Annotated in this window: 22 protein-coding genes; 10 read left to right on the top strand and 12 right to left on the bottom strand. The window is 64.1% G+C overall.

Features of this window, described 5'->3' with window-relative positions:
* Positions 1-237: 237 nt before the first annotated feature.
* The 5 genes from RFN30_RS18115 to RFN30_RS18095 all read right to left on the bottom strand — a co-directional run bounded on the left by RFN30_RS18115 (position 238) and on the right by RFN30_RS18095 (position 3,399).
* On the bottom strand, positions 238-1,089 hold the full coding sequence (locus tag RFN30_RS18115) for a tetratricopeptide repeat protein (protein ID WP_320263437.1): 852 nt from the start codon (positions 1,087-1,089) through the stop codon (positions 238-240).
* 132 nt (positions 1,090-1,221) lie between these two features.
* Positions 1,222-1,488 carry a 30S ribosomal protein S21 gene (rpsU, locus tag RFN30_RS18110; protein WP_027165252.1) on the bottom strand — a complete coding sequence of 89 codons (267 nt, stop codon included), beginning with the start codon at positions 1,486-1,488 and terminating at the stop codon, positions 1,222-1,224.
* Between the two features lie 139 nt (positions 1,489-1,627).
* Positions 1,628-2,053 carry an SET domain-containing protein gene (locus RFN30_RS18105; RefSeq protein WP_320263436.1) on the bottom strand — a complete coding sequence of 142 codons (426 nt, stop codon included), beginning with the start codon at positions 2,051-2,053 and terminating at the stop codon, positions 1,628-1,630.
* 108 nt (positions 2,054-2,161) lie between these two features.
* On the bottom strand, positions 2,162-2,920 hold the full coding sequence (locus tag RFN30_RS18100; RefSeq protein ID WP_320263435.1) for an SDR family oxidoreductase: 759 nt from the start codon (positions 2,918-2,920) through the stop codon (positions 2,162-2,164).
* Between the two features lie 104 nt (positions 2,921-3,024).
* On the bottom strand, positions 3,025-3,399 hold the full coding sequence (locus tag RFN30_RS18095; protein ID WP_320263434.1) for a YrdB family protein: 375 nt from the start codon (positions 3,397-3,399) through the stop codon (positions 3,025-3,027).
* 193 nt (positions 3,400-3,592) lie between these two features.
* Between RFN30_RS18095 and RFN30_RS18090 the strand changes: the two genes are divergently transcribed.
* The 5 genes from RFN30_RS18090 to RFN30_RS18070 all read left to right on the top strand — a co-directional run bounded on the left by RFN30_RS18090 (position 3,593) and on the right by RFN30_RS18070 (position 9,203).
* On the top strand, positions 3,593-4,846 hold the full coding sequence (locus RFN30_RS18090; protein ID WP_320263433.1) for a sarcosine oxidase subunit beta: 1,254 nt from the start codon (positions 3,593-3,595) through the stop codon (positions 4,844-4,846).
* A 71-nt stretch (positions 4,847-4,917) separates the two neighbouring features.
* Positions 4,918-5,214, top strand: coding sequence for a sarcosine oxidase subunit delta (locus RFN30_RS18085; RefSeq protein ID WP_067002607.1), 297 nt, complete (start codon positions 4,918-4,920; stop codon positions 5,212-5,214).
* Positions 5,211-8,219, top strand: a complete 3,009-nt coding sequence (locus tag RFN30_RS18080; RefSeq protein WP_320263432.1) for a sarcosine oxidase subunit alpha — start codon at positions 5,211-5,213, stop codon at positions 8,217-8,219. Before RFN30_RS18085 ends, RFN30_RS18080 begins: the two co-directional genes overlap by 4 nt.
* Positions 8,212-8,790, top strand: a complete 579-nt coding sequence (locus tag RFN30_RS18075; protein ID WP_320263431.1) for a sarcosine oxidase subunit gamma — start codon at positions 8,212-8,214, stop codon at positions 8,788-8,790. The genes RFN30_RS18080 and RFN30_RS18075 overlap by 8 nt, the downstream gene beginning before the upstream one ends.
* 188 nt (positions 8,791-8,978) lie before the next feature.
* Positions 8,979-9,203 (top strand): hypothetical protein, encoded by a 225-nt coding sequence (locus tag RFN30_RS18070; protein ID WP_320263430.1) that lies wholly within the window; start codon positions 8,979-8,981, stop codon positions 9,201-9,203.
* A gap of 169 nt (positions 9,204-9,372) precedes the next feature.
* Here RFN30_RS18070 and RFN30_RS18065 read toward each other — a convergent pair whose 3' ends face one another.
* From RFN30_RS18065 to RFN30_RS18040, 6 genes are all read right to left on the bottom strand, one after another.
* Positions 9,373-9,603 (bottom strand): DUF680 domain-containing protein, encoded by a 231-nt coding sequence (locus tag RFN30_RS18065; RefSeq protein WP_320263429.1) that lies wholly within the window; start codon positions 9,601-9,603, stop codon positions 9,373-9,375.
* Between the two features lie 164 nt (positions 9,604-9,767).
* Positions 9,768-10,412 carry a TetR/AcrR family transcriptional regulator gene (locus tag RFN30_RS18060; RefSeq protein WP_320263428.1) on the bottom strand — a complete coding sequence of 215 codons (645 nt, stop codon included), beginning with the start codon at positions 10,410-10,412 and terminating at the stop codon, positions 9,768-9,770.
* 150 nt (positions 10,413-10,562) lie between these two features.
* Positions 10,563-11,339 (bottom strand): SDR family NAD(P)-dependent oxidoreductase, encoded by a 777-nt coding sequence (locus tag RFN30_RS18055; protein WP_320263427.1) that lies wholly within the window; start codon positions 11,337-11,339, stop codon positions 10,563-10,565.
* A 17-nt stretch (positions 11,340-11,356) separates the two neighbouring features.
* Positions 11,357-12,394, bottom strand: a complete 1,038-nt coding sequence (locus RFN30_RS18050) for a phosphotransferase (protein ID WP_320263426.1) — start codon at positions 12,392-12,394, stop codon at positions 11,357-11,359.
* Complete coding sequence (locus tag RFN30_RS18045; RefSeq protein ID WP_320263425.1) at positions 12,391-12,912, bottom strand: MaoC family dehydratase; 522 nt, start codon at positions 12,910-12,912, stop codon at positions 12,391-12,393. Before RFN30_RS18045 ends, RFN30_RS18050 begins: the two co-directional genes overlap by 4 nt.
* Positions 12,909-13,724 carry an SDR family oxidoreductase gene (locus RFN30_RS18040; protein WP_320263424.1) on the bottom strand — a complete coding sequence of 272 codons (816 nt, stop codon included), beginning with the start codon at positions 13,722-13,724 and terminating at the stop codon, positions 12,909-12,911. Before RFN30_RS18040 ends, RFN30_RS18045 begins: the two co-directional genes overlap by 4 nt.
* Before the next feature lie 120 nt (positions 13,725-13,844).
* On the opposite strand from RFN30_RS18040, the gene RFN30_RS18035 reads away from it, so the two are divergent.
* Positions 13,845-15,086, top strand: a complete 1,242-nt coding sequence (locus tag RFN30_RS18035; RefSeq protein WP_320263423.1) for an acyl-CoA dehydrogenase family protein — start codon at positions 13,845-13,847, stop codon at positions 15,084-15,086.
* 5 nt (positions 15,087-15,091) lie between these two features.
* The gene (locus RFN30_RS18030; RefSeq protein WP_320263422.1) at positions 15,092-16,129 is read left to right on the top strand and encodes a zinc-binding dehydrogenase; all 1,038 of its coding nucleotides are present in this window, start codon (positions 15,092-15,094) and stop codon (positions 16,127-16,129) included.
* Positions 16,130-16,153: 24 nt separating this feature from the next.
* Here the strand turns inward: RFN30_RS18030 and RFN30_RS18025 are convergent, their stop codons facing one another.
* On the bottom strand, positions 16,154-16,984 hold the full coding sequence (locus tag RFN30_RS18025) for a MurR/RpiR family transcriptional regulator (protein WP_320263421.1): 831 nt from the start codon (positions 16,982-16,984) through the stop codon (positions 16,154-16,156).
* A gap of 146 nt (positions 16,985-17,130) precedes the next feature.
* On the opposite strand from RFN30_RS18025, the gene RFN30_RS18020 reads away from it, so the two are divergent.
* The 3 genes from RFN30_RS18020 to RFN30_RS18010 all read left to right on the top strand — a co-directional run bounded on the left by RFN30_RS18020 (position 17,131) and on the right by RFN30_RS18010 (position 20,985).
* On the top strand, positions 17,131-17,949 hold the full coding sequence (locus RFN30_RS18020; RefSeq protein ID WP_320263420.1) for an N-formylglutamate amidohydrolase: 819 nt from the start codon (positions 17,131-17,133) through the stop codon (positions 17,947-17,949).
* Positions 17,950-17,972: 23 nt separating this feature from the next.
* Entirely contained in the window at positions 17,973-19,535 is a 1,563-nt protein-coding gene (locus tag RFN30_RS18015) for an amino acid permease (protein ID WP_320263419.1), read from the top strand.
* A gap of 79 nt (positions 19,536-19,614) precedes the next feature.
* Positions 19,615-20,985 carry a glutamine synthetase family protein gene (locus RFN30_RS18010; protein WP_320263418.1) on the top strand — a complete coding sequence of 457 codons (1,371 nt, stop codon included), beginning with the start codon at positions 19,615-19,617 and terminating at the stop codon, positions 20,983-20,985.
* Positions 20,986-21,054: the final 69 nt, after the last annotated feature.

The following is a 21,054-nucleotide window of genomic DNA, read 5'->3' as shown; positions in this document are numbered from 1 at the left end:
GCCAGCATCTTGAATCACAAATCCGACAAATCAGGAATCCCCTCCGATTCCGTCAAATCTTGAACCGCTCTAGTGCATTGCCGTTGGCGGTTAACAGATCGCTATCGGTGTCTCAGTACCGCAACACTGCCAAACAGAACCATCGCCGGCGATGCCAAGCGTCGTGCAGCACCTGAACAGCGTCGCACCGAAATGGATTCAGGCGACGCGCTTTGGTTAGCCGACGCCAGCTTCCGGTCAGCTGGCGCTGGCGGAGGTGCGGGAAAGGCCGTCCTTGGCCGGCTGGTAGTTCGGGTCGAGGTGGATCGCCTCGCGGTAGGACTTGGCAGCCCTTACCTTGTCGCCGCGCCGCTCGTAGATCAGCGCCTGGTTGGCCCAGGCCTCGGCGTTCTTGCCGTCGAGCTTGATGGCCATGTTGAAGTCGGAGAAGGCGTTGTCCTCGTCACCCGTCGCCAGATAGGAAAGGCCGCGGCCGTTGTAGGGCTCGGCGGCGTCCGGCGCCAGCGAGATCGCGGTCGAGAAATCCTCGATGGCGAACTTGTGCTGGCCCTGGCTCTGATAGATCAGGCCGCGGTTGTGGTAGGCACGGGCGTCGGTGGTGTCGAGCTGGATCGCCTTCTGGAAGTCGTTGAAGGCATCCTGGGTGCGGCCCGCCTTGCGGTAGAGATTGCCGCGACCGATATAGGCGGCGTCGTAGTTGGCATTGATCTGGATCGAGCGGTTGTAGTCGGCAAGTGCCGCTTCCTGATTGCCGAGGAAGCGCTGGATGAGCGCACGGTTCGAATAGGCCTGGTAGAAATTCGGATTGAGCTGGATGGCTTGGTCGAAGTCCTTGAGCGCCGCCTGGTATTGGCCGCCGCGGCCATAGGCCGAACCGCGCACATTGTAGCCCTCGGGATCCTGCGGATTGCGCTGGATCACCGCCGATAGCGAGGAGATGTTCTCGGTCGAGCCTTGCGCCTTGTCGATATTGTTGAACTCACCCGTCGGGGCCGTCTGGCATGCTGCAAGCGTCAGACCCGAAAGCAGGGCCGCCGTCAGGGCGAAGCCGCGAAAAGCGGTTTTGCGCTCCACGGAAATTGCGTTCATCTTTGTCCTCACTGCCGCAGCGCCGTCAGTCCGTTCCCTCTCCGAACCGGCTCCTATGCATAAACAAAAGGGTGGCGGCGATTCCGCATCGCGCCACCCTCGGTATCCTTCGAAAAGGACGAAAAATTGGCGTTATGAGCGCGGCGAGCGCGATGCGCCGGCAGCACCAGCCGGAGCCGGGCGCGGGGTCATCGGCAGCAGGCCTTCGCGCTGCGCGCGCTTGCGGGCCAGCTTGCGGGCGCGCCGCACGGCTTCAGCCTTCTCGCGGGCACGCTTCTCGGACGGCTTCTCGTAGTGACCGCGCATCTTCATTTCGCGGAAAATACCTTCGCGCTGCATCTTCTTCTTCAGCGCGCGAAGCGCCTGATCAACGTTGTTGTCGCGGACGAGTACCTGCACGTGCAATCCTGTCTTCGGGTTTGAAATCATAAGGCAAACGGCCATAGCCGCTAACCTCCGCAGTGACCTGCACCGCGAATTGTGGCGGCTGATAGCAGAATCAGGCCGTGCTGTCCACCGTTGATTGCAGAAACCGCGATCAAAAGCCGAGGCGCTGCGCCTTGCCGGCCTCCGGTCCCAGGCCGTCGCCAAGATGGAGGCGGGCGAAATCCTCGAAGAACTCCCCATAGTCGCAGGTTATTTCCTCGCCGACCGCGATATCGCGTGTGGCGGTGGCGCCGCCATATTGCGAAAAGTCCGTATTCGGCCGCTCGGCATGGTTCATGAAGCGGCCATTGTCGACTTCATAAACCATGAAACCCGGCTTGTCCGGGCTCGGATAGGCGTAGCGGTCGAGCAATTCCCTCAAATGAGGCGGCGCCGCTTCGTACTTCTCCATCGGGATCAGCCGGTCGAAATCGGGATCGAGCCGCCAGATCGAGGCGCCTTTCCTGATCGGCTCGGCGGCGAAAACTCCGACGCCTTCGATGGCGCTCTGGGCGACATAGGTTCTGATCAGCAGCATCGTTCCGGTCCGTTTTCGACGGGAAACCAAATCGTCAAATCGGACCGGAATGCAAGGCCGCATTGCAATATTTTGGCGGATGACCACGTCGGCCCGCGGCCAACCGGATCACGACCGGTTGATTGACACGCCGCCATCGGCAAACAGCGCCGTGCCGGTGGTGAAGCTGGAGGCGTCGGATGCAAGGTAGAGCGCAGAGCGGGCGATCTCCTCCGGCCGGGCCATGCGCTTCAAGGCGTGGATGCCCTCGACGAAGGCGCGAGCCTCGGGCGTGGTGGTCGTGGCGCCTGGCGTGTCGGTGCCGCCGGGCAGCAGCGCATTGACGCGCAGCCCCTTCGGTCCGTATTCGGCGGCGAGCACTTGCGTCAGCCCGATCAGGCCCGCCTTGGCGGCGGCATAGGCGGCCATGCCCGGCATGCCGGCGGTATAGCCGACGAAGCTCGAGGTGAAGATCAGCGAGCCGCCGCCGCGCGCAAGCATTGCCGGGATCTGGTGCCTGGCGGCGAGATAGGCGCTGGTCAGGTTGGTGTCCATCGTCTCCTGCCAGGTCGCCGGCGCCATATCGGGAACAGACGCCATCACGCCGACGGCGCCGGCATTGTTGAAGGCGATGTCGAGGCCGCCGAAGCTTTTGACGGCGAGGTCGACCAAGGCCTTCGCATAGGCTTCGTCTCTTACGTCGCCAGCAAGGGCGACCGCCGCGCCACCGGCTTCCTCGATCTCGCCAACGAGCGCGTCAAGCTCCGCCTTGCGGCGCGCCGCGACGACGAGGCTGGCGCCCTGCTCGGCGAACAGCCTGGCGGTGGCGCGGCCGATGCCGGAGCTGGCGCCGGTGACAATGGCGACCTTGTCTGTCAGTGCGAACATCTTCCTCATCCTTCCTCTGTGCCGGTCTTGCCAGCGGCTGGGATGCTTGGTCGCAAATGAGGACGGTCGCGGCCACCCGAAACCCGCAAAAGCAGATGGTGGCCCTACTGCCGCAACAGCCAACCCAGTCGGTCCAGCGAGAAGGCGTAGCTGAGGGCAATCAGCAGAGCCATGACTATGCCAGTGGCTGCATGACCGGCGAGATAGTACCCGGCGGCACCGCCGAACAGTACAATAAGTTCCAGCACCAGCCTGACGGCGCCTGACACTGGCACCGGGGCCTGGCCCGACCGGCTGGGATCATTGAGCACGGCGAAGGTGCCCCAAAACACAGCCGCGACGAGAGGCAAGGTGATAGCCAGTATCCAGCGCCAGAACTCGGTCGAAAAGGTCCACCCGGCCATGCCGAGGCCAAGCAACGCAGAAAGTTCGAGCAGAAAGCGCAGAGTCAGATTCCACCAAGCGTTACCCATCATCATCCTCTGGCATCAGGCGAAAGGGAGTGTCGCCCAAGAGAGCTGCAGAAGCCAGATCGGATGCATCATTTTGACCATGGCGCAAAACGGCAAGCGCCGTCGCAAACAGCGCAAGGATGGCGGTGCGGTTTCGCTAGTGATACTCCTCGCGTGACGAGGCGGACGACATCCGCGATTTTTGGCGCGAGGCTATAACGTGAAGAAATACTCGGTATTCGCCATTGCCCGCGAGGCGATGCGCGGCCACAAGGGCTGGGAAGAACAGTGGACCTCGCCCGAGCCGAAGAAGGAATACGACGTCATCATCGTCGGCGCCGGCGGCCATGGCCTGGCGACGGCCTATTATCTGGCGAGCGAGCACGGCATCACCAATGTCGCGGTGCTGGAGAAGGGCTGGCTCGGCGGCGGCAACACCGGCCGCAACACCACCATCATCCGCTCCAACTATCTCTATGACGAGAGCGCCGGCATCTACGACCATGCGCTGAAGCTGTGGGATGGGCTCTCCCAGGAGCTCAACTACAACGTCATGTATTCGCCGCGCGGCGTCATGATGCTGGCGCACAACGTCCATGACGTCCAGGTGTTCAAGCGCCACATCCATGCCAACCGGCTCAACGGCATCGACAATGAGTGGCTGACGCCGGAACAGGCGAAAGAATTCTGCCCGCCGCTCAACATCGCCAAGGAGGCGCGCTACCCGGTGATGGGCGCCGCGCTGCAGCGGCGCGGCGGCACGGCACGGCACGATGCCGTCGCCTGGGGCTATGCGCGCGGCGCCTCGGCGCGCGGCGTGCACATCATCCAGAATTGCGAGGTCACCGGCGTCAAGCGCGCGGCCAATGGCGCCGTCACCGGCGTCGAGACGACGCGCGGCTTCATCGGCGCCAAAAAGGTCGGCGTGGTCGCCGCCGGCCATTCCTCGGTCATCATGGACATGGCCGGCGTGCGCATGCCGCTGGAGAGCTACCCGCTGCAGGCGCTGGTGTCGGAGCCGGTCAAGCCGGTGGTGCCGTGCGTGATCATGTCGAACACTGTGCACGCCTATATCTCGCAGTCGGACAAGGGCGAGCTGGTGATCGGCGCCGGCACCGACCAGTATATCTCCTATTCGCAGACCGGCGGCCTGCACATATTGCAGCACACGCTCGACGCCATTTGCGAGATGTTCCCGATCTTCACCCGCATGAAGATGCTGCGCTCCTGGGGCGGCATCGTCGACGTGACGCCTGACCGCTCGCCGATCCTGGCGAAGACGCCGGTCAAGGGGCTCTATGTCAATTGCGGCTGGGGCACGGGCGGTTTCAAGGCGACACCGGGTTCCGGCAACGTCTTTGCCCACACCATCGCCAAGGACGACCCGCACCCGATCAACGCGCCCTTCACCCTCGAGCGCTTCCGCACGGGCCGCCTCATCGACGAAGCGGCTGCGGCGGCGGTGGCGCACTGATGCTGACTTTTGGCCTGGGGCTTTGCAATCAACCGGCCATCGGCCACGGCGAATTGTAGGAACGAAACAGAATGCTTCTCATCCGCTGTCCCTATTGCGAGGAAGAGCGCCCGGAACTCGAGTTCCGCAATGCCGGCGAGGCGCATATCGCGCGCCCGACCAACATTGCTGCCGAAAGCGAAGACGATTTCGAGAAATTCTTCTTCATCCGCTCGAACCCGAAAGGCGTCATCTATGAGCGCTGGCGGCATATCCATGGCTGCGCGCGCTTCTTCAATGCCGTGCGCGACACCGTCACTGACAAGTTCGTCATGACCTACAAGGCCGGCGAGCCGAAGCCCGCGAAGCTGCCTGGAGCCTCGAAATGAACGCCGCCTTCCGCATTTCCGGCGCCGGGCGCCTCAGCCAGGCGAGGACCGCCTCGTTCAGCTTCGATGGCAAGCCGTATGCCGGCATCGAGGGCGATACGCTCGCCTCGGCGCTGCTCGCCAACGGCGTGCATCTGGTCGGCCGATCCTTCAAGTACCACCGGCCGCGCGGCTTCCTGTCGGCCGGCGCGGAAGAGCCCAACGCGCTGGTGCAGATCGTGCGCGACGACGCGCGCAAGACGCCGAACGTGCGGGCGACCGTGCAGGAGCTCTATGACGGGCTGACGGCGCACTCGCAGAACCGCTGGCCCTCGCTCGCCTTCGACGTCGGCGCGGTCAACGACATCGCTTCGCCGATGTTCTCGGCCGGCTTCTACTACAAGACCTTCATGTGGCCGAAATGGGCCTGGAAGGATCTTTACGAGCCGAAGATCCGCGCCGCGGCCGGCCTTGGCGTCTCCCCCGACCGGCCGGATCCCGACCATTACGCCGCGCGCTATGCGCATTGCGACGTGCTGGTGTTGGGCGGCGGTGCTGCCGGCATCGCCGCGGCGCTCGCCGCTGCCGAAACGGGCGTACGCGTGATACTCGCAGACGAGCAGGCCGAATTCGGCGGCAGCCTGCGCTTCGAGAGCGGCGCGAAAATCGATGGCGAGAATGGCTTTGCCTGGGCTCAAGGGGCGATCGCCAAGCTCAAGGCGATGGACAATGTCCGCGTGCTCTCGCGCACGACGGCCTTCGGCTATTACGCGCAGAACTTCGTCGGCCTGGTCGAGCGGGTCAGCGATCATCTCAAGAGCCCCGGCCGTGAGCTGGCGCGCGAGCGCCTGTGGCAGGTCCGCGCCAGGCGCGTGGTGCTGGCGACCGGCGCCATCGAGCGCCACATGGTGTTCGCCGACAACGACCGGCCGGGCATCATGCTGGCGTCGGCCGCGCGCACCTATCTCAACCACTATGGCGTCGCCGTCGGCAGGAATGTCGGCATCTACACGGCAAACGACTCGGCTTACGCTGCCGCGATCGACCTGAAGAAGGCCGGCGTCAATATCGCCGCAATCGTCGACCTGCGCGACCATCCGACCGGACCGGCGATCGACGAGGCGAGAGGCCTCGGCATCGAGATCAATTTCGGCCGCGCGGTGGTTCGCGCCGGCGGCAAGCTGCGCGTCTCGTCGATGACCGTGCAGCCGAAGATCGGCGGCGGCGAGCGCACCATTGCGGTCGACGCCATCCTGATGTCGGCCGGCTGGACGCCGTCGGTGCATCTCTTCTCGCAGTCGCGCGGCAAGGTCGCCTTCAACGAGGAGACGCGGCGCTTCGTGCCGGGAACCTATGCGCAGGACTGCGTCTCGGTCGGCGCCTGCAACGGCACGGACGGGCTCTCCGCAACGATCGACGAGGCCTATGCGGCCGGCGCCAAGGCTGCGAAGGAGGCCGGCGGCAAGGATTCCAGCGTCAAGACGGGCAAGAGCGCCAAGCCGAAGGTCGACGCCAGCGAAAGCTGGTCCCGCGGTATGTTGGGCGCTGCCCCCGGCGCCGGGCCGGACACCACGGTCAAGGCCTTCGTCGATTTCCAGAACGACGTCACCGCCAAGGACATCCGCCAGGCGGTGCATGAGGGCATGCACTCGATCGAGCATGTCAAGCGCTTCACCACCAACGGCATGGCGACCGACCAGGGCAAGACGTCGAACATGCACGGCCTGGCGATCGCGGCCGAGACGCTCGGCAAGGCGATCCCGCAGGTCGGCCTCACCACCTTCCGCGCGCCCTATACGCCGGTGACCTTCGGCTCGATCGTCGGCCATGCGCGTGGCGCCCTGTTCGACCCGACCCGCAGGACGGCGACCCATCCCTGGGCGGCCGCCCAGGGTGCTGTGTTCGAGGATGTCGGCCAGTGGAAGCGCGCCTGGTATTTCCCCAAGGCCGGCGAGGACATGCATGCCGCCGTCAACCGCGAATGCGTGACGGTTCGCAAGTCGGCCGGCCTGTTCGACGCCTCGACGCTCGGCAAGATCGAGGTGGTCGGGCCGGACGCCGCCAAGTTCATGGAACTGCTCTACACCAATCCGTGGGAGAAGCTGGAGCCCGGCCGCTGCCGCTACGGCATCATGCTGCGCGAGGACGGCTTCATCTATGACGACGGCGTGGTCGGCAGGCTGGCGCCGGACCGTTTCCATGTGACGACGACGACCGGCGGCGCGCCGCGCGTCATGCATCACATGGAGGATTACCTCCAGACCGAATTTCCGCATCTGAACGTCTGGCTGACTTCGATCACCGAGCAATGGGCGGTAATCGCGGTGCAGGGGCCGAAGTCGCGTGAGATCATCGCGCCGCTGGTCGAAGGCATCGACATGTCGGACGAGGCGCTGCCGCATATGTCGGTGCGCGAGGGCAAGATCTGCGGCGTGCCGACGAGGCTCTTCCGCATGTCGTTCACCGGCGAGCGCGGCTTCGAGGTCAACGTGCCGGCCGACTATGGTGAGGCAGTGTGGGAAGCGCTGTGGGCCGAAGGCCAGAAGCATGGCGCGACCGCCTACGGCACCGAAACGATGCACGTGCTGCGCGCCGAAAAGGGCTACATCATCGTCGGCCAGGACACTGACGGCACGGTGACGCCGAACGATGCCGGTCTCGACTGGGCGGTCGGCAAGAAGAAGACCGACTTCGTCGGCATCCGCGGCATGGCCCGGTCCGATCTGGTCGCCAAGGGCCGCAAGCAACTGGTCGGTTTGAAGACCAAGGACCCGAAGGTCGTGCTGGAAGAGGGCGCGCAGATCGTCGACGACCCGAAACAGGCGATCCCGATGAAGATGATCGGCCACGTCACCTCCAGCTACTGGTCGGAGAATTGCGGACGCTCGATCGCGCTGGCGCTGGTCACCGGCGGCCGCGACCGCATGGGGCAGACGCTCTACGTGCCGATGCCGAACGGCACGATCGAGGTGGAGGTCACCGGCATGGTGTTCGTCGACGAGAAGGGAGAGCGCCTCAATGGCTAAGGCTGCCGCCAAGACAAAAGCCGCCGAAACCTCGGCCGAGCGGCGCCCTGCGCTCGCCGGGCGTGCCGTGTCGGCGCCGGGCGTCAAGGTCGAGATCCTGCCGCCGGCCGAACGCATCTCGCTGCGCGCGCCGGAGGCTTCGCTCGCTGCGCTCTCCAAGGCGCTGAGCGTGACGCTGCCGGCGAAGCCGAAAAGCTCGGCCACGAAGGGCGGGCGCACCGTGCTGTGGCTCGGGCCGGACGAATGGCTGGTCGTCGACGAGGCCGGCAACGATCCGCTGGCCGACTGCGCCAAGGTCTCGGCGCTGCATTCGGCGGTCGGCATCTCGCATCGCAATGTCGCGATCTCGGTCGCCGGGCCTGCCGCTGCCGTGACGGTCAACTCCGGCTGCCCGCAGGATCTGTCGCTCGAAGCCTTCCCGGTCGGAGCGGCGTCGCGCACCATCCTGGGCAAGGCCGAGATCGTGCTGCTGCGCACCGCGGAAGACACGTTCCGGGTGGAGTGCTGGCGTTCCTTCTCGGACTATGTCTTTACTCTGCTGTCGGAAGCGGCGAGCGACGCGGCGCACTGAGCTTTGCAGCGGCCGCTCCGAAAGGAACGGTGCTGCAGGAACCATCGCTCGCCCGTTCCGTTGTTTGCGACTGGAGCGGCTCGGCGCCTCATGAATCGCGGACCCGCTCGGGCATTTGTGTCGTCGCAATTCCGGACGGAAAACCGCTGCGCACTTTTCCTGGAATTGCTCCAGCGAGGGAGAAGCCGATGCCGTCCAAATCCGCGCCGAAGTCGCCCAAGAAAACAGCTGCGGTCCGTTCGCTGGAGCGGGAGCGACATCGCGAGATCGAGGAAGAAGAACTCGAGGAAGGCCTCGAGGATACATTTCCGGCCAGCGATCCGGTGTCGATCACCGGCACTTCCATTTCCGGCTCTCCCGCGAAGCCTAGGAAGGCCAAAAGCGCGGCGGGAACGAAGCCACGTCAGAAATAGCGGGCTTGCGGATCGCTTCGAGCGTTGGAACAGCCGAAACGAAAAAGGGCGGCCAAGTGCCGTCCGTTTTCGTTTCCAATTTCGCAGTGCTTAAAGCGCGACGCGCTTTAAGCACTGTTTGATGCATGTCGTTTTCCCAAAACCGCTGCACACTTTTGGGCGACATGCATTAGAGGCCGGGCACGAACCACGGGTTCACGTCCATGCCGAGCCGCGGGCCCTTGGTCTGGGTGTTCGTGGCGTCGGTCTTTTCCACCGAGCCGGTCGCCGTGCAGTCGAGCTTCACATTGGTGTGGGTCTCGGCGCAGGCCGTAACGTGCTTGGCCGACTGGTTCGCGCCAGCGAAAGCGGCGCCCGAGAAGGCCAGCACGGCAGCGAGAGCGAGGATTGTCCGTTTCATCTTCCGTCTCCAGTTTCGTACATGTACGATATGCCGTACATATACGGTTAACGGAAGGTGAATTCAAGGGCGAATTTGTACGTGTACGACAAATTTTCTAGAACGTAGGTATTCGCCGCCGCGGATCAAGCGATCGGATGGGCAAAACGGTCAAAGATGACCGGTCAGCAGTTGACCGGTGTTTCGGTGAGCGGGGGGATGTCCTGCGCCGACAATGAAGCCAGCGTGAAGTCGCACATCCGCTTCACATAAGCCTGGGGATCGCCGAATGGATAGAAGGGGAAGGTGATCAGCAGCGAGATCGTGCCGTGGCCGACCGTCCACAGCATGGTGGCGATGGCGCGCGGGTCGCCCTTGAGCTTGCCGGCGGCCACGCAGGCCTCGACCCTTTTGATCAGCACCTTCATCGCCGGGTTGCTCTCCTCCATGTCCTCGTAGCTGCGGCCTTCCGGCAGCCGCGTCTTCTCGGTCATGAAGACGGTGCGGTATTCATTGGGGTTGCCGAGCCCGAAGGCGGCATATTCGGTCATCACCGCACGCAACGCCTCGATCGGGTCGTCGGCGGGATGCTCCTCGATGCGCCGGGCAAGCGTCTCGAAGGCGTCCTCGGCCAGCGCGAACAGGATGTCCTGCTTGTCGGCGAAATAGGAATAGACCGACATCGGCGCGTAGCCGACCCGCTTGGCCAGCTTGCGGATGGTCAGCCCTTCGTAACCCTCTTCCTGGACGAGCTTGTGGGCCGCGTCGACCAGTTCGGAGCGAAGTTCAGCCTTCTGCTTTTCGCGGCGTTTCTGAACGCTCAGCGCCAATGTTCGCCTGCCTTTTGTGGTTGGTTGCCTGACGAAATTATATACGCTGTACGGCAACGGACAAGCCGGCGGGTTGGTTCCGCAAGGTACGGCCTAACGCTTTGTTCCAACTCAATTCCGCTCGGAAAAGCCGCTACCAGTTTGCCTGAACTAGATCGCGCCGATGCCGCCGTCGAGCGCCAGCGCGTGGCCGGTCATGAAGGAGTTGCCGGGGTCGGCGAGATAAAGGATGCCGGTCACGATCTCGTCGACTTCGCCGACGCGCTTCATCGGCACGCCGCGCGTGAGTTCGGCAAGCGCTTCGGCTTCCGGCGCGCCTGTGGAGCGCACGAAGCCGTCGACCATCGCCGTCCTGGTGTGCGCCGGGCAGACCGCGTTGATGCGTATCCCCTTGCTGGCATATTCGACAGCGGCCGAGCGTGTGAGCCCGACTACGCCGTGCTTGGCGGCGGCGTAGACCGACAGCTTCGGCGCGCCGGAAAGGCCGGCGACCGAGGCGACGTTGACGATCGCACCGCCCTTGCCGCTTTCCCGGAATTGCCGCTCCATCTGCGCGATCTGGTGCTTCATGGCGTAGAAGACGCCGAGCAGGTCGACCTCGAGCACGCGGCGCGCTTCCTCCGACGTCACCTGCGGCAGGCGCACGAAGGCATGCACGATCCCCGCGTTGTTGACGGCAATGTCCAGCCGGCCGAATTTCTCGACGGCGAGTTTCACCAGATCCTCGGAGAGCTTCTCGTCGGCAATGTTGCCGGCAAGGATAGCGGTTTCGGTATTTAGGCTTGCCGCGAAATCACCGAGTGCCGTTTCGTCGAGATCGGAAAGGACCAGCCGCGCGCCCTCGGCGGCGAAGGCTTTGGCCGCGCCGCTGCCGAGGCCGCCGGTCGCACCGGTTATCAGCACGGTGGCTCCATCGAAACGGCCCATTGTTCAGCTCCCCGTATTCAAATCTTCCTGTCGATCAGGTCCACCGCCAGCGCGGCGAGCAGCTTCACCGCCTCGCCATAGGTCTTGGCCTTTTCCGGATTGGAGGCGTTGCCGTCCAACGCGCGGCGGTAGACACCCTGGCAGATCGCCGCCAGCCGGAAGAAGGAGAAGGCCAGGAAGAAGGTCCAGTTGCCGATGCCGTCGATGCCGCGCCGGCGGCAATAGGCGGCGACATAGGCCTCCTCGGAAGGCAGGCCGAGCGTGGCGCGGTCGACGCCGCCGAGGCCGCGAAAGCCGGAAGCATGCGGCAGCCGCCACTGCATGCACTGATAGGCGAGGTCGGCAAAGGGGTGGCCGAGCGTCGACAGCTCCCAGTCGAGCACGGCGATCACCTTCGGCTTGTCCTTGGCGAAGATCATGTTGTCCAGCCGGTAGTCGCCATGCACCAGCGAAACCCGGCCGTCATTGGCCGGCATATGCGTTTCCAGCCAGGCAATCAGCCGATCCATGTCGACGATCTTTTCGGTCTCGGAAGCGCGGTACTGGCTGGTCCAGCGGGCGAACTGGCGCTCGAAATAGCTGCCGGACTTGCCGAAATCGCTTAAGCCCACGGCCTCGATATCGACGTCGTGCAGGGCGGCGAGCGTCGCGTTCATGGCGTCGTAGATCGCTGCCCGCTCGTCATTGCCAGATGCGTCCGGCAATGAGGGATCCCAGAAGATGCGACCGTCGAGGAACTCCATGACATAGAACATGCGACCAATCGGGGAGTCCTCGCCGGACAGATGCAGCATGCGCGGCACCGGCACGGCGGTCGAGCTAAGCGCCTGCATGACCCGGAATTCGCGATCGACCTGGTGCGCCGATTTCAGCAGTTGTCCCGGCGGCTTGGCGCGCAGCACGTAGCGGCCGCTGGCGGCGGTGAGCAGATAGGTCGGGTTCGATTGCCCCGACTTGAACTTTTCGATCGCGGAAAGCCCGGCAAAGCCCGGGATATGCGCTTCGAGGTACGGCGCAAGCGCCGCTTGATTGAACGCGTTGGCGTCGCCGCTCATGCGGTCTCGGGCTGGCGCTCGATCAGCGTCAGCGTCAGCCAGCGCGCGGTGAGGGCCGGCTTCTTCGATCCTTCGATCTCGATGGTCACGTCATGCGCCGTCTGCACCCAGCCGGACGGCCGGACCTTGACGTCGGCCAGCACGAAGTGCGTGCGGATGCGCGAGCCGGTCTTGACCGGCGCCAGGAAACGCAGCGTGTCGAAGCCATGGTTGACGCCCATCTTGGTGTTTTCGATCGGCGGCATGGTCTCGAAGGTCATGGCCGACAGCAGCGACAGCGACAGGAAGCCATGCGCGATGGTGCCGCCGAATGGCGTCTCACGCGCGGCGCGCTCCGGATCGCAATGGATGAACTGATGATCGTCGGTGGCGTCGGCGAACTGGTCGATCATGCGCTGCGTCACCGTGCGCCAGGGCGACACGCCGACTTCCTTGCCGACGCTGGCCAGAAGCGTATCGAGACTGATCGGTTCCACGCTGATGTCCTCCGCACCCCGCCCGGATAACGAGCGCTTCATTCCTTGAACAATGTCATCCCGTGCTGCACCGACTGGCCGCCGTCGATCGGCAGGATGGCGCCGGTGACGTAGCTTCCGGCACGGCTGCACAAATAGAGCGTTGCGCCGGCAATGTCATCCGCCACGCCGATGCGGCCGAGCGGAACATGGTTACCGACATGTTTCGCCTGCTCCTCCGTGGCGGTGGCAAAGGCCGTCATCCGGCTCTGGAAGGGACCGGGGGCAAAGGCATTGACGGTGATGCGGCGGCCGGCGAACTCGATCGCCAGCGTGCGCGTCAGGTGATGCACCGCCGCCTTGGAAGCGGTGTAGGAGTAGGCGTAGTCGGCCAGCGGCTGGGTGCCCATCACCGAGCCCAGATTGATCACGCGGGCCGGATCCTCGTCGCTTGCGGCGGCGTCGAGCAGTGGCAGCAGCTCGCGCGTCAGGTGGAAGACCGCGGTGACGTTGACGCCGAACACCTTGGCCCAGGCATGGTAGGGGAACTCCTCCAGCGGAGCGCCCCAGGAAATGCCGGCATTGTTGACCAGGATGTGCAGCCGGTCCGTGCGCACCTTCACCTCGGCGACCAAAGCGGCGATGCCCGCTTCGCTGGAGACGTCGCCGGCAAAGCCCTCGGCCCGGCCGTCGCCGCCCTGCGCATTGAGCTCGCTGGCGACCCGGATGCAGTCCTCGCCCTTGCGCGAGGCGATCATCACGGTGGCGCCGGCCCGCACCAGTCCGGTCGCGACCATGCGGCCGATGCCGGTCGCGGCACCGGTCACCAGCGCGGTCTTGCCGGCGACCGAGAACAGCCTGTCGAGATAGCTCATCCTAACTCCTCCCACGTGCTTCGTCCCGGCCGGAACCGAAGGACTCGCGTTGACAAGGCTAGCCGAAGTACGGTCATCCTAGCCACGGGTAAAGATGCATCTGCGAAAGGGCCTGAACCGATGGCGGACATGAATCTCGGCATGACCGAGCGGCTGAAGCCGATCCACCAGAGCGTGGCCGCGATGGTGCGCGACGAGATCGCGCCGCTCGGCGAGGCGTTTCTTGCCGAGGTCGGGAAGGGCGGCGACCGCTGGGCCTACACGGCCAGACAGACCGAAATCCTCGAAGGGCTGAAGAAGACGGCGCGGGAGCGCGGCCTGTGGAATTTCTGGCTCACCGATTCCAAGCGCGGCTACGGCCTGTCGACGGTCGAATATGCCTATCTGGCGGAGGAGATGGGCAAGGCGCATCTCGGCGCCGAGACCTTCAACTGCTCGGCGCCTGACACCGGCAACATGGAAGTGCTGGAGCGCTACGGCTCGGAAGAGCACAAGCGGCAATGGCTGGAGCCGCTGCTCGAAGGGAAAATCCGCTCGGCCTATCTGATGACCGAACCGGACGTCGCCTCTTCGGATGCGACTAACATTTCGATGCGCTGCGAGCGGCAGGGCGACGACTATGTGCTCAACGGCGAGAAATGGTGGGCGTCGGGCGCCGGCGATCCGCGCTGCGCCATCTACATCGTCATGGTCAGGACCGGGTCTGACGACGAGCCGCAGCATCGCCGGCATTCGATGATCCTGGTGCCCTCCGACAGCAAGGGCGTCACCAAGCTGCGACCCATGCAGGTCTATGGCGACGACGACGCGCCGCATGGCCATATGCATCTCAGATTCGAGGGCGTGCGCGTGCCGTCGGCGAACCTGATCCTCGGCGAGGGCAGGGGTTTCGAGATTGCGCAAGGGAGGCTGGGGCCGGGACGTATCCATCACTGCATGCGCGCCATCGGCCAGGCCGAGATGGCGCTGGAGATGCTGTGCCAGCGTTCCGTGCGGCGCGAGGCCTTCGGCCAGTCGCTGGCCAAGCTCGGCGCCAATTTCGACATCATCGCCGAATGCCGGATGGAGATCGAGATGGCGAGACTCTTGTGCCTCAAGGCGGCGTGGATGATCGACCAGGGCGACGCGCGCGCCGCCGCGCCCTGGATCAGCCAGATCAAGGTGGTGGCGCCGCGCGTCGCGCTGAAAGTTACCGACGAGGCGGTGCAGATGTTCGGCGCGCAAGGCATCAGCCAGGACACGCCGCTCGCGCGCTCATGGACGCATCTGAGAACCCTGCGGCTCGCCGACGGACCGGATGCCGTGCATCGGCGGCAGGTGGCGCGCACTGAACTCAGGAAATACACCCAGGAAAAGGTCTGACCGCCATGGCGCTTGCATCGGAAATGAAGGCCTTGTTGCTTGTCGGCGACGGCTACACCAGGACACCTTCGGCCGGCACGCTGGAGGCGATGGAGCCTTATCTGAAGCCTGGTAGCATCGCCGTGCCGACGCCCGGCCCGTCGCAGGCGCTGATCAAGGTCGGCCTCGCCTCGATCAATCCGTCCGACATCGCTTTCATCAAGGGCCAATACGGCCAGCCGCGCGTGCAGGGCCGGCCGGCCGGCTTCGAGGGCGTCGGCATCGTCGTCGCGACGGGCGACGACCCGTATGCAAAGAGTCTCGAAGGAAAGCGTGTCGCCTTCGCCACCGGTGTGTCGAACTGGGGCGCATGGGCCGACTATGCGGTGGCGGAGGCCGCGTCCTGCATTCCGCTGCTCGACACGGTGCGCGACGAGGATGCCGCGGCGATGATCGTCAATCCGCTGACTGCTTTAGCCATGTTCGACATCGTCAAGCAGGAAGGCGACAAGGCCTTCATCATGACCGCCGGCGCGAGCCAGCTCTGCAAGCTGATCATCGGCCTGGCGAAGGAGGAGGGCTTTCGGCCGATCGTCACCGTGCGCCGCGACGAGCAGATTCCGCTGTTGAAGGAACTCGGCGCCACCCATGTGCTCAACGAGAAGGCGGCGGATTTCGATAAGGCGCTGCGCGAGGCGATGAAGGTCGAGCAGCCGCGCATCTTCCTCGACGCCGTCACCGGACCGCTGGCCTCGGCCATCTTCAATGCGATGCCGAAGCGTTCGCGCTGGATCGTCTATGGAAGGCTCGATGCCGAGCCGACGGTCATCCGTGAGCCGGGGCAGCTGATCTTCCAGCACAAGCGCATCGAAGGCTTCTGGCTGGCCGAATGGATGCGGCAGTTCCGCGACCGGCTCGGCCCGGCGGTGCTCGAGGCGCAGAAGCGTTTTTCCGATGGACGCTGGTCGACGGACGTCACCGCGGTGGTGCCCCTTGACGAGGCGATGGCGCGGCTGCCGGCCGAGTTGGCCAAACCGAATGGCAAGGTGTTTATTAAGCCATAGCGCATATTGTGGGTGGCGATCGGCTCAGCGCAGGCTCTCCAGGTCCCGGATGCGTTTGGCGCCGGCGGCTTCGAGTTGCCTGGTGACCGCGGCGATCAGCGTTTCGGCGACGACGAAGAGGGCGGCGGACGAATCCCAGGCCGAAGGCACGGCGGTGCGCCCGGCGATCACATGGCGGGCGAAGCGGGCGATCGGCGACAGCCACTGGTCGGTGAAGAGCACGATCTGGACGCCGCGCTGGTGCGCCTTCTCGGCAAAGCGGACCAGGCTTTCCTGGTAGCGCCTGATGTCGAAGATCACCAGCACGTCGCGCTTGCCCATGTCGATCAGCCGGTCGCGCCAGATGCTCTCCTGGCCGGCGAGGTGGTAGACATCCGGCTGGATGATGGCGAGATGGGCGGCCATGTAGCGCGCCAGTGGATCGGTGAAGCGGCCGCCGATCAGAAAGGTCTTGCCGCGCCGCTCGGCAAGCCTTGTGGCGATGTCGGCGAGTTGCCTGTCGGAGAGGTGTCGGAATGTCTCGCGCATGTTTTCCAGCGTCGCCTCCAGCATCGGCGAAACGGCACCGCCGCCGGCGGGCGACGCCGGGTTGAGCGTGCGCGACGCCGGCGACTGAAGTTGCGCGGCCAGTTCATCCTGCAGCGCCGACTGGAATTCGGGATAGTTCTGGAAGCCCAATCTCGCGACAAAACGCAGGATTGTCGGTGATGAGACTCCCGCCGCGGTCGAGAACTCGGCCACCGTCTTCAACCCTGTCAGCGGATAGTTGGCAATCAGCGTCTGCGCGGCGCGGCGCTCGCCGGCGGGCATTGTCCCGATGCGGTCCGAGATCAGTTCGGCAATGCTGGAGATCATCGTTTTCCCCACCCTTCGACCCGGTCGCCGGCGTTTTCGGAATTCCGCGTTTGACAAAGCCGGATAAAGTGTATGAAATCATTCACAGGGACGCAATGAGGCAAAATACGTAACATAAGATACAGCGCTCCCCAGGGGACTGCAGTATGGAGAAAGCACGGCCGGCTAGCCTTGCAGCGTCGGAAACCGTAAGGGTGACCAACCCCGGCGGCTCGAGCCCCTTCGTTCTCACCTGCGACCACGCCTCGAACTTCCTGCCCGCCGAATTCGGCACGCTCGGCTTGCCCGCCGAGGACCTCTCCCGCCATATCGCCTGGGATCCCGGCGCGCTGCCTGTCGCCAGCCGCATGGCCGATGCGCTCGATGCCACGCTGGTCGAGACCTGTGTCTCGCGCCTGGTGATTGACTGCAACCGGCCACTCGACGCGCCGGACCTCGTGCCGCCGGTCAGCGAAACGACGGCCATCCCCGGCAATGCCGGTCTTTCCGAAAAGCAGCGCGCCGCACGGGTCGACCTGGCTTGGCGTCCGTTCCACGACACGGTCGCCCGTCTCATCGACGAGCGGCTGGCGCGCGGCCAGGAGACGTGGCTCGTGTCGGTGCACTCGTTCACGCCGCTTTTCAAAGGCAAGAGCCGGCCCTGGCATATTGGCGTCATCCATGACGACGACCGCAGGCTGGCGGCGCCGCTGATATCGGCGTTGCAGCGGCTTGCAGGCGTCACCGTCGGCGTCAACGAACCCTATTCGCCGGCCGACCGTGTTTACTTCACGCTGGAACGGCACGCGCGCTCGCGCGGCCTTGCCTGCGCGATGATCGAAATCCGCAACGATGAAATCTCCGGCGAGACCGGGCAGCGGAAATGGGCGGATCTGCTCACAGGCATATTTTCGAATCTGGAGCCCGAGGAGGCCAGAGGCTCCCGACAACGCGTAATGGGAAAGTCAGTACAGTCGGCCAGCTAAAAACGAACGAATAGGGGACTAAAATGTCAGCGCAAGACTACACGGAAGTCGACAAGCACGAGGACCTAAAGGTTCTCCACGGAATGGGCTATGCCCAGGAACTGTCGCGAAGCATGAGCCGCTTCTCGAATTTCGCGATCTCGTTCTCGATCATCTGCATCCTGTCAGGCGGCATCAACTCCTTCGCCCAGGCGACGTCTTCGATCGGCGGCGCCGGTGCGGGCATCGGCTGGATTGTCGGCTGCGCCGTTTCCGGATTCTTTGCCCTCGCCATGGCGCAGATCGCCTCGGCATTCCCTACGGCGGGCGGCCTTTATCACTGGGCGTCGATCCTCGGCAACCGCTTCACCGGCTGGCTTACCGCCTGGCTCAACCTGCTTGGCCTGATCACCGTGCTCGGCGCCATCAACATCGGCACCGCCTTCTTCTTCGTCGGAACATTCGGCAGCTGGTTCGGCATGACCGGAACCGCGGGCGAGGTTGTAGGGTTCGTTGCTATCATCACTGTGATCCAGGCGCTCTGCAATCATTTCGGCATCAAACTTACCGCCATGCTGACCGACGCTTCCGGCTTCCTGATCCTTGGCGCAACGGCGGTGCTGATCGTCGCCTGTCTGGCATTTGCCCCGGCAATCGACGTCACCAGGCTTTGGACGTTCACCAACTATTCGGGCGACGCCGGCGGCGGGGTTTTCCCGCAGTCGGATTCCATGAGCTACCTGTTCCTACTCAGCCTGCTGCTGCCGGTCTATACCATCACCGGATATGACGCGTCGGCGCATACGTCGGAAGAAACGCTGAAGGCCGCGCATTCCGTTCCCAGAGCAATCATTTCGTCGGTGCTTTGGTCGTCGCTTATCGGTTGGGCGATGGTCTGCGCGATCACTCTGGCAATCCCCGATCTGGCGGCCGGCGCCAAGCAGGGCTGGAGCGTCTTCTTCTCGACGATGGACGCGATCCTGCCCGTATGGCTCAAGGAACTGCTCTATCTGGCAATCCTGATCTCCCAGTTCCTGTGCGGCCTCGCCACCGTCACCTCTGCCTCGCGTATGCTGTTTGCCTTCTCGCGCGATGGCGGCATGCCGGTTGGCTCGGCCTCGCTTGCCAAGGTCAGCCCGACCTGGCGCACGCCCGTCCACGCGATCTGGACGGCTGCTGTCCTGGAGATCATCTATGTCTTTCTGGCCCAGTTCATCTCGATCGGCGGCACGAATATCTACACCATCGTCGTCAATTCGACGCTGGTGTTCCTGTTCCTGTCGTTCACCATTCCGATCGTGCTCGGCATGCTGGCCTTCGGCACGGCGAAATGGCCAAACGCCGGCCCATGGAATCTCGGTGGTGGCCTGTTCAAGCTGTTCTGCATCCTGTCGGTCATCGGCATGGCGATCATCTTCTACATCGCCGTCCAGCCGCCAAACGACAAGGTGCTCTACATCACCATCGCCTTCATCCTGCTGACCGCGGTGCTTTGGTACGGCTTCGAGAACCGCCGCTTCCGGGGGCCGCCGATCGGCGATGAGATCGCCAAGCGCCAGGCAGCCATCAAGGTAGCCGAACAGGCAGTCGGCGAGACCGGCAACTGATATCCGTCTTCATGACCATGGCCGGCGTCGTGCCGGCCATGGTTTCCTTTCAATAGACAAGTGTTGGAGTGCCAAAGGAATGGCCGGGAATTTCTCTTTCGATCAGTTGAAGGAAGCGGTCTCGAACGGCGAGATCGACACGGTGCTGGCCTGCATTGTCGACATCCAGGGCCGGCTCGCGGGAAAGCGCTTCCTGGCCCAGTACTTCGTCGATTCCGCACATGGCGAGACGCATGGCTGCAATTATCTGCTCGCCTGCGATGTCGATATGGAGCCGGTGCCCGGTTACAAGGCGGCGAGCTGGTCGAAGGGCTATGGCGACTTCGTCATGAAGCCCGACCTGTCGACGCTGCGGCGGATCCCCTGGCTCGAAAAGACGGCGCTGGTCATCTGCGACGTGCTCGACCATCACGACCATGAGGACCTGGCGCACTCGCCGCGCGCGATCCTGAAGAAGCAGGTCAATCGGCTCAAGGAGCGCGGCTATATTGGCTACTTCGCCTCCGAGCTCGAATTCTACCTGTTCAGCGAGACCTACGAATCCGCGCGCAAGAAGCACTGGCAGGGCCTCGACTCGGCTTCGCCCTATATCGGCGACTACCAGATCGGCATCACCACCAAGGAAGAAGGCGTGATGCGCCGGTTGCGCAACGAAATGGAAGCCGCCGGCATCCCGATCGAGAACTCCAAGGGCGAGTGGGGGCCAGGCCAGGAAGAGATCAACGTCCGCTATGCCGAGGCGCTCGAAATGGCCGACCGCCACGTCATCCTGAAGAATGGTGCCAAGGAGATCGCCGATTCCGAAGGTAAGGCGATCTCTTTCATGGCCAAATACAACTATGGCCTCGCCGGCAATTCCAGCCACATCCACAATTCGCTGTGGAGCGCCGACGGCAAGACGCCGCTGTTCTTCGACAAAAATGCGGAATGGACGCTGTCGACCCTCGGCCAGCAATGGGCGGCCGGCCAGCTCAAATACGCCAAGGAGTTCACCTGGTTCCTGGCGCCCTACATCAACTCCTACAAGCGCTTCCAGGCCGGCACCTTCGCGCCGACCAAGATCATGTGGAGCGAAGACAACCGCACCGCCGGCTTCCGGCTGTGCGGCGAGGGCACCAAAGGCATCCGCATGGAATGCCGCATCGGCGGCGCCGACCTCAATCCGTATCTCGCCTTCGCCGCGCTGATCGCGGCCGGCCTTGCCGGCATCGACGAGAAGCTGGAACTGCAGAAGCCCTTCGTCGGCGATGCCTATCAGGCGTCGCAACTGCCGGAAATCCCGAAGACGCTGCGCGATGCCACCGAGACGCTGGCGACCTCCACGATGCTGAAGCAGGCCTTCGGCGAGGATGTGGTCGAACACTACGTGCATACCGCCCGCTGGGAGCAATTCGAATACGATCGCCGCATCACGGATTGGGAGCTGCACCGGGGGTTCGAGCGGTACTAGCGTGCCGTGAGATCAGCACTCCACCGTCTCGCCGCCGGCATGCGGGACGATGATGCCGGTAGGCGCGTG

Source organism: Mesorhizobium dulcispinae (assembly GCF_033977345.1).
In the GTDB taxonomy this organism is placed as follows: Bacteria; Pseudomonadota; Alphaproteobacteria; order Rhizobiales; family Rhizobiaceae; genus Mesorhizobium; species Mesorhizobium dulcispinae.
Note: the sequence above shows the minus strand (reverse complement) of the source record. Positions and strands in the feature narration are given on the sequence as shown.

Coding starts and splice junctions, on each gene's coding strand:
- RFN30_RS18115 (WP_320263437.1), bottom strand. CDS start 1,089: ATGAACGCAATTTCCGTGGAGCGCAAAACCGCTTTTCGCGGCTTCGCC.
- RFN30_RS18105 (WP_320263436.1), bottom strand. CDS start 2,053: ATGCTGCTGATCAGAACCTATGTCGCCCAGAGCGCCATCGAAGGCGTC.
- RFN30_RS18100 (WP_320263435.1), bottom strand. CDS start 2,920: ATGTTCGCACTGACAGACAAGGTCGCCATTGTCACCGGCGCCAGCTCC.
- RFN30_RS18095 (WP_320263434.1), bottom strand. CDS start 3,399: ATGATGATGGGTAACGCTTGGTGGAATCTGACTCTGCGCTTTCTGCTC.
- RFN30_RS18085 (WP_067002607.1), top strand. CDS start 4,918: ATGCTTCTCATCCGCTGTCCCTATTGCGAGGAAGAGCGCCCGGAACTC.
- RFN30_RS18080 (WP_320263432.1), top strand. CDS start 5,211: ATGAACGCCGCCTTCCGCATTTCCGGCGCCGGGCGCCTCAGCCAGGCG.
- RFN30_RS18075 (WP_320263431.1), top strand. CDS start 8,212: ATGGCTAAGGCTGCCGCCAAGACAAAAGCCGCCGAAACCTCGGCCGAG.
- RFN30_RS18070 (WP_320263430.1), top strand. CDS start 8,979: ATGCCGTCCAAATCCGCGCCGAAGTCGCCCAAGAAAACAGCTGCGGTC.
- RFN30_RS18065 (WP_320263429.1), bottom strand. CDS start 9,603: ATGAAACGGACAATCCTCGCTCTCGCTGCCGTGCTGGCCTTCTCGGGC.
- RFN30_RS18055 (WP_320263427.1), bottom strand. CDS start 11,339: ATGGGCCGTTTCGATGGAGCCACCGTGCTGATAACCGGTGCGACCGGC.
- RFN30_RS18050 (WP_320263426.1), bottom strand. CDS start 12,394: ATGAGCGGCGACGCCAACGCGTTCAATCAAGCGGCGCTTGCGCCGTAC.
- RFN30_RS18045 (WP_320263425.1), bottom strand. CDS start 12,912: ATGAAGCGCTCGTTATCCGGGCGGGGTGCGGAGGACATCAGCGTGGAA.
- RFN30_RS18040 (WP_320263424.1), bottom strand. CDS start 13,724: ATGAGCTATCTCGACAGGCTGTTCTCGGTCGCCGGCAAGACCGCGCTG.
- RFN30_RS18035 (WP_320263423.1), top strand. CDS start 13,845: ATGGCGGACATGAATCTCGGCATGACCGAGCGGCTGAAGCCGATCCAC.
- RFN30_RS18030 (WP_320263422.1), top strand. CDS start 15,092: ATGGCGCTTGCATCGGAAATGAAGGCCTTGTTGCTTGTCGGCGACGGC.
- RFN30_RS18025 (WP_320263421.1), bottom strand. CDS start 16,984: ATGATCTCCAGCATTGCCGAACTGATCTCGGACCGCATCGGGACAATG.
- RFN30_RS18020 (WP_320263420.1), top strand. CDS start 17,131: ATGGAGAAAGCACGGCCGGCTAGCCTTGCAGCGTCGGAAACCGTAAGG.
- RFN30_RS18015 (WP_320263419.1), top strand. CDS start 17,973: ATGTCAGCGCAAGACTACACGGAAGTCGACAAGCACGAGGACCTAAAG.
- RFN30_RS18010 (WP_320263418.1), top strand. CDS start 19,615: ATGGCCGGGAATTTCTCTTTCGATCAGTTGAAGGAAGCGGTCTCGAAC.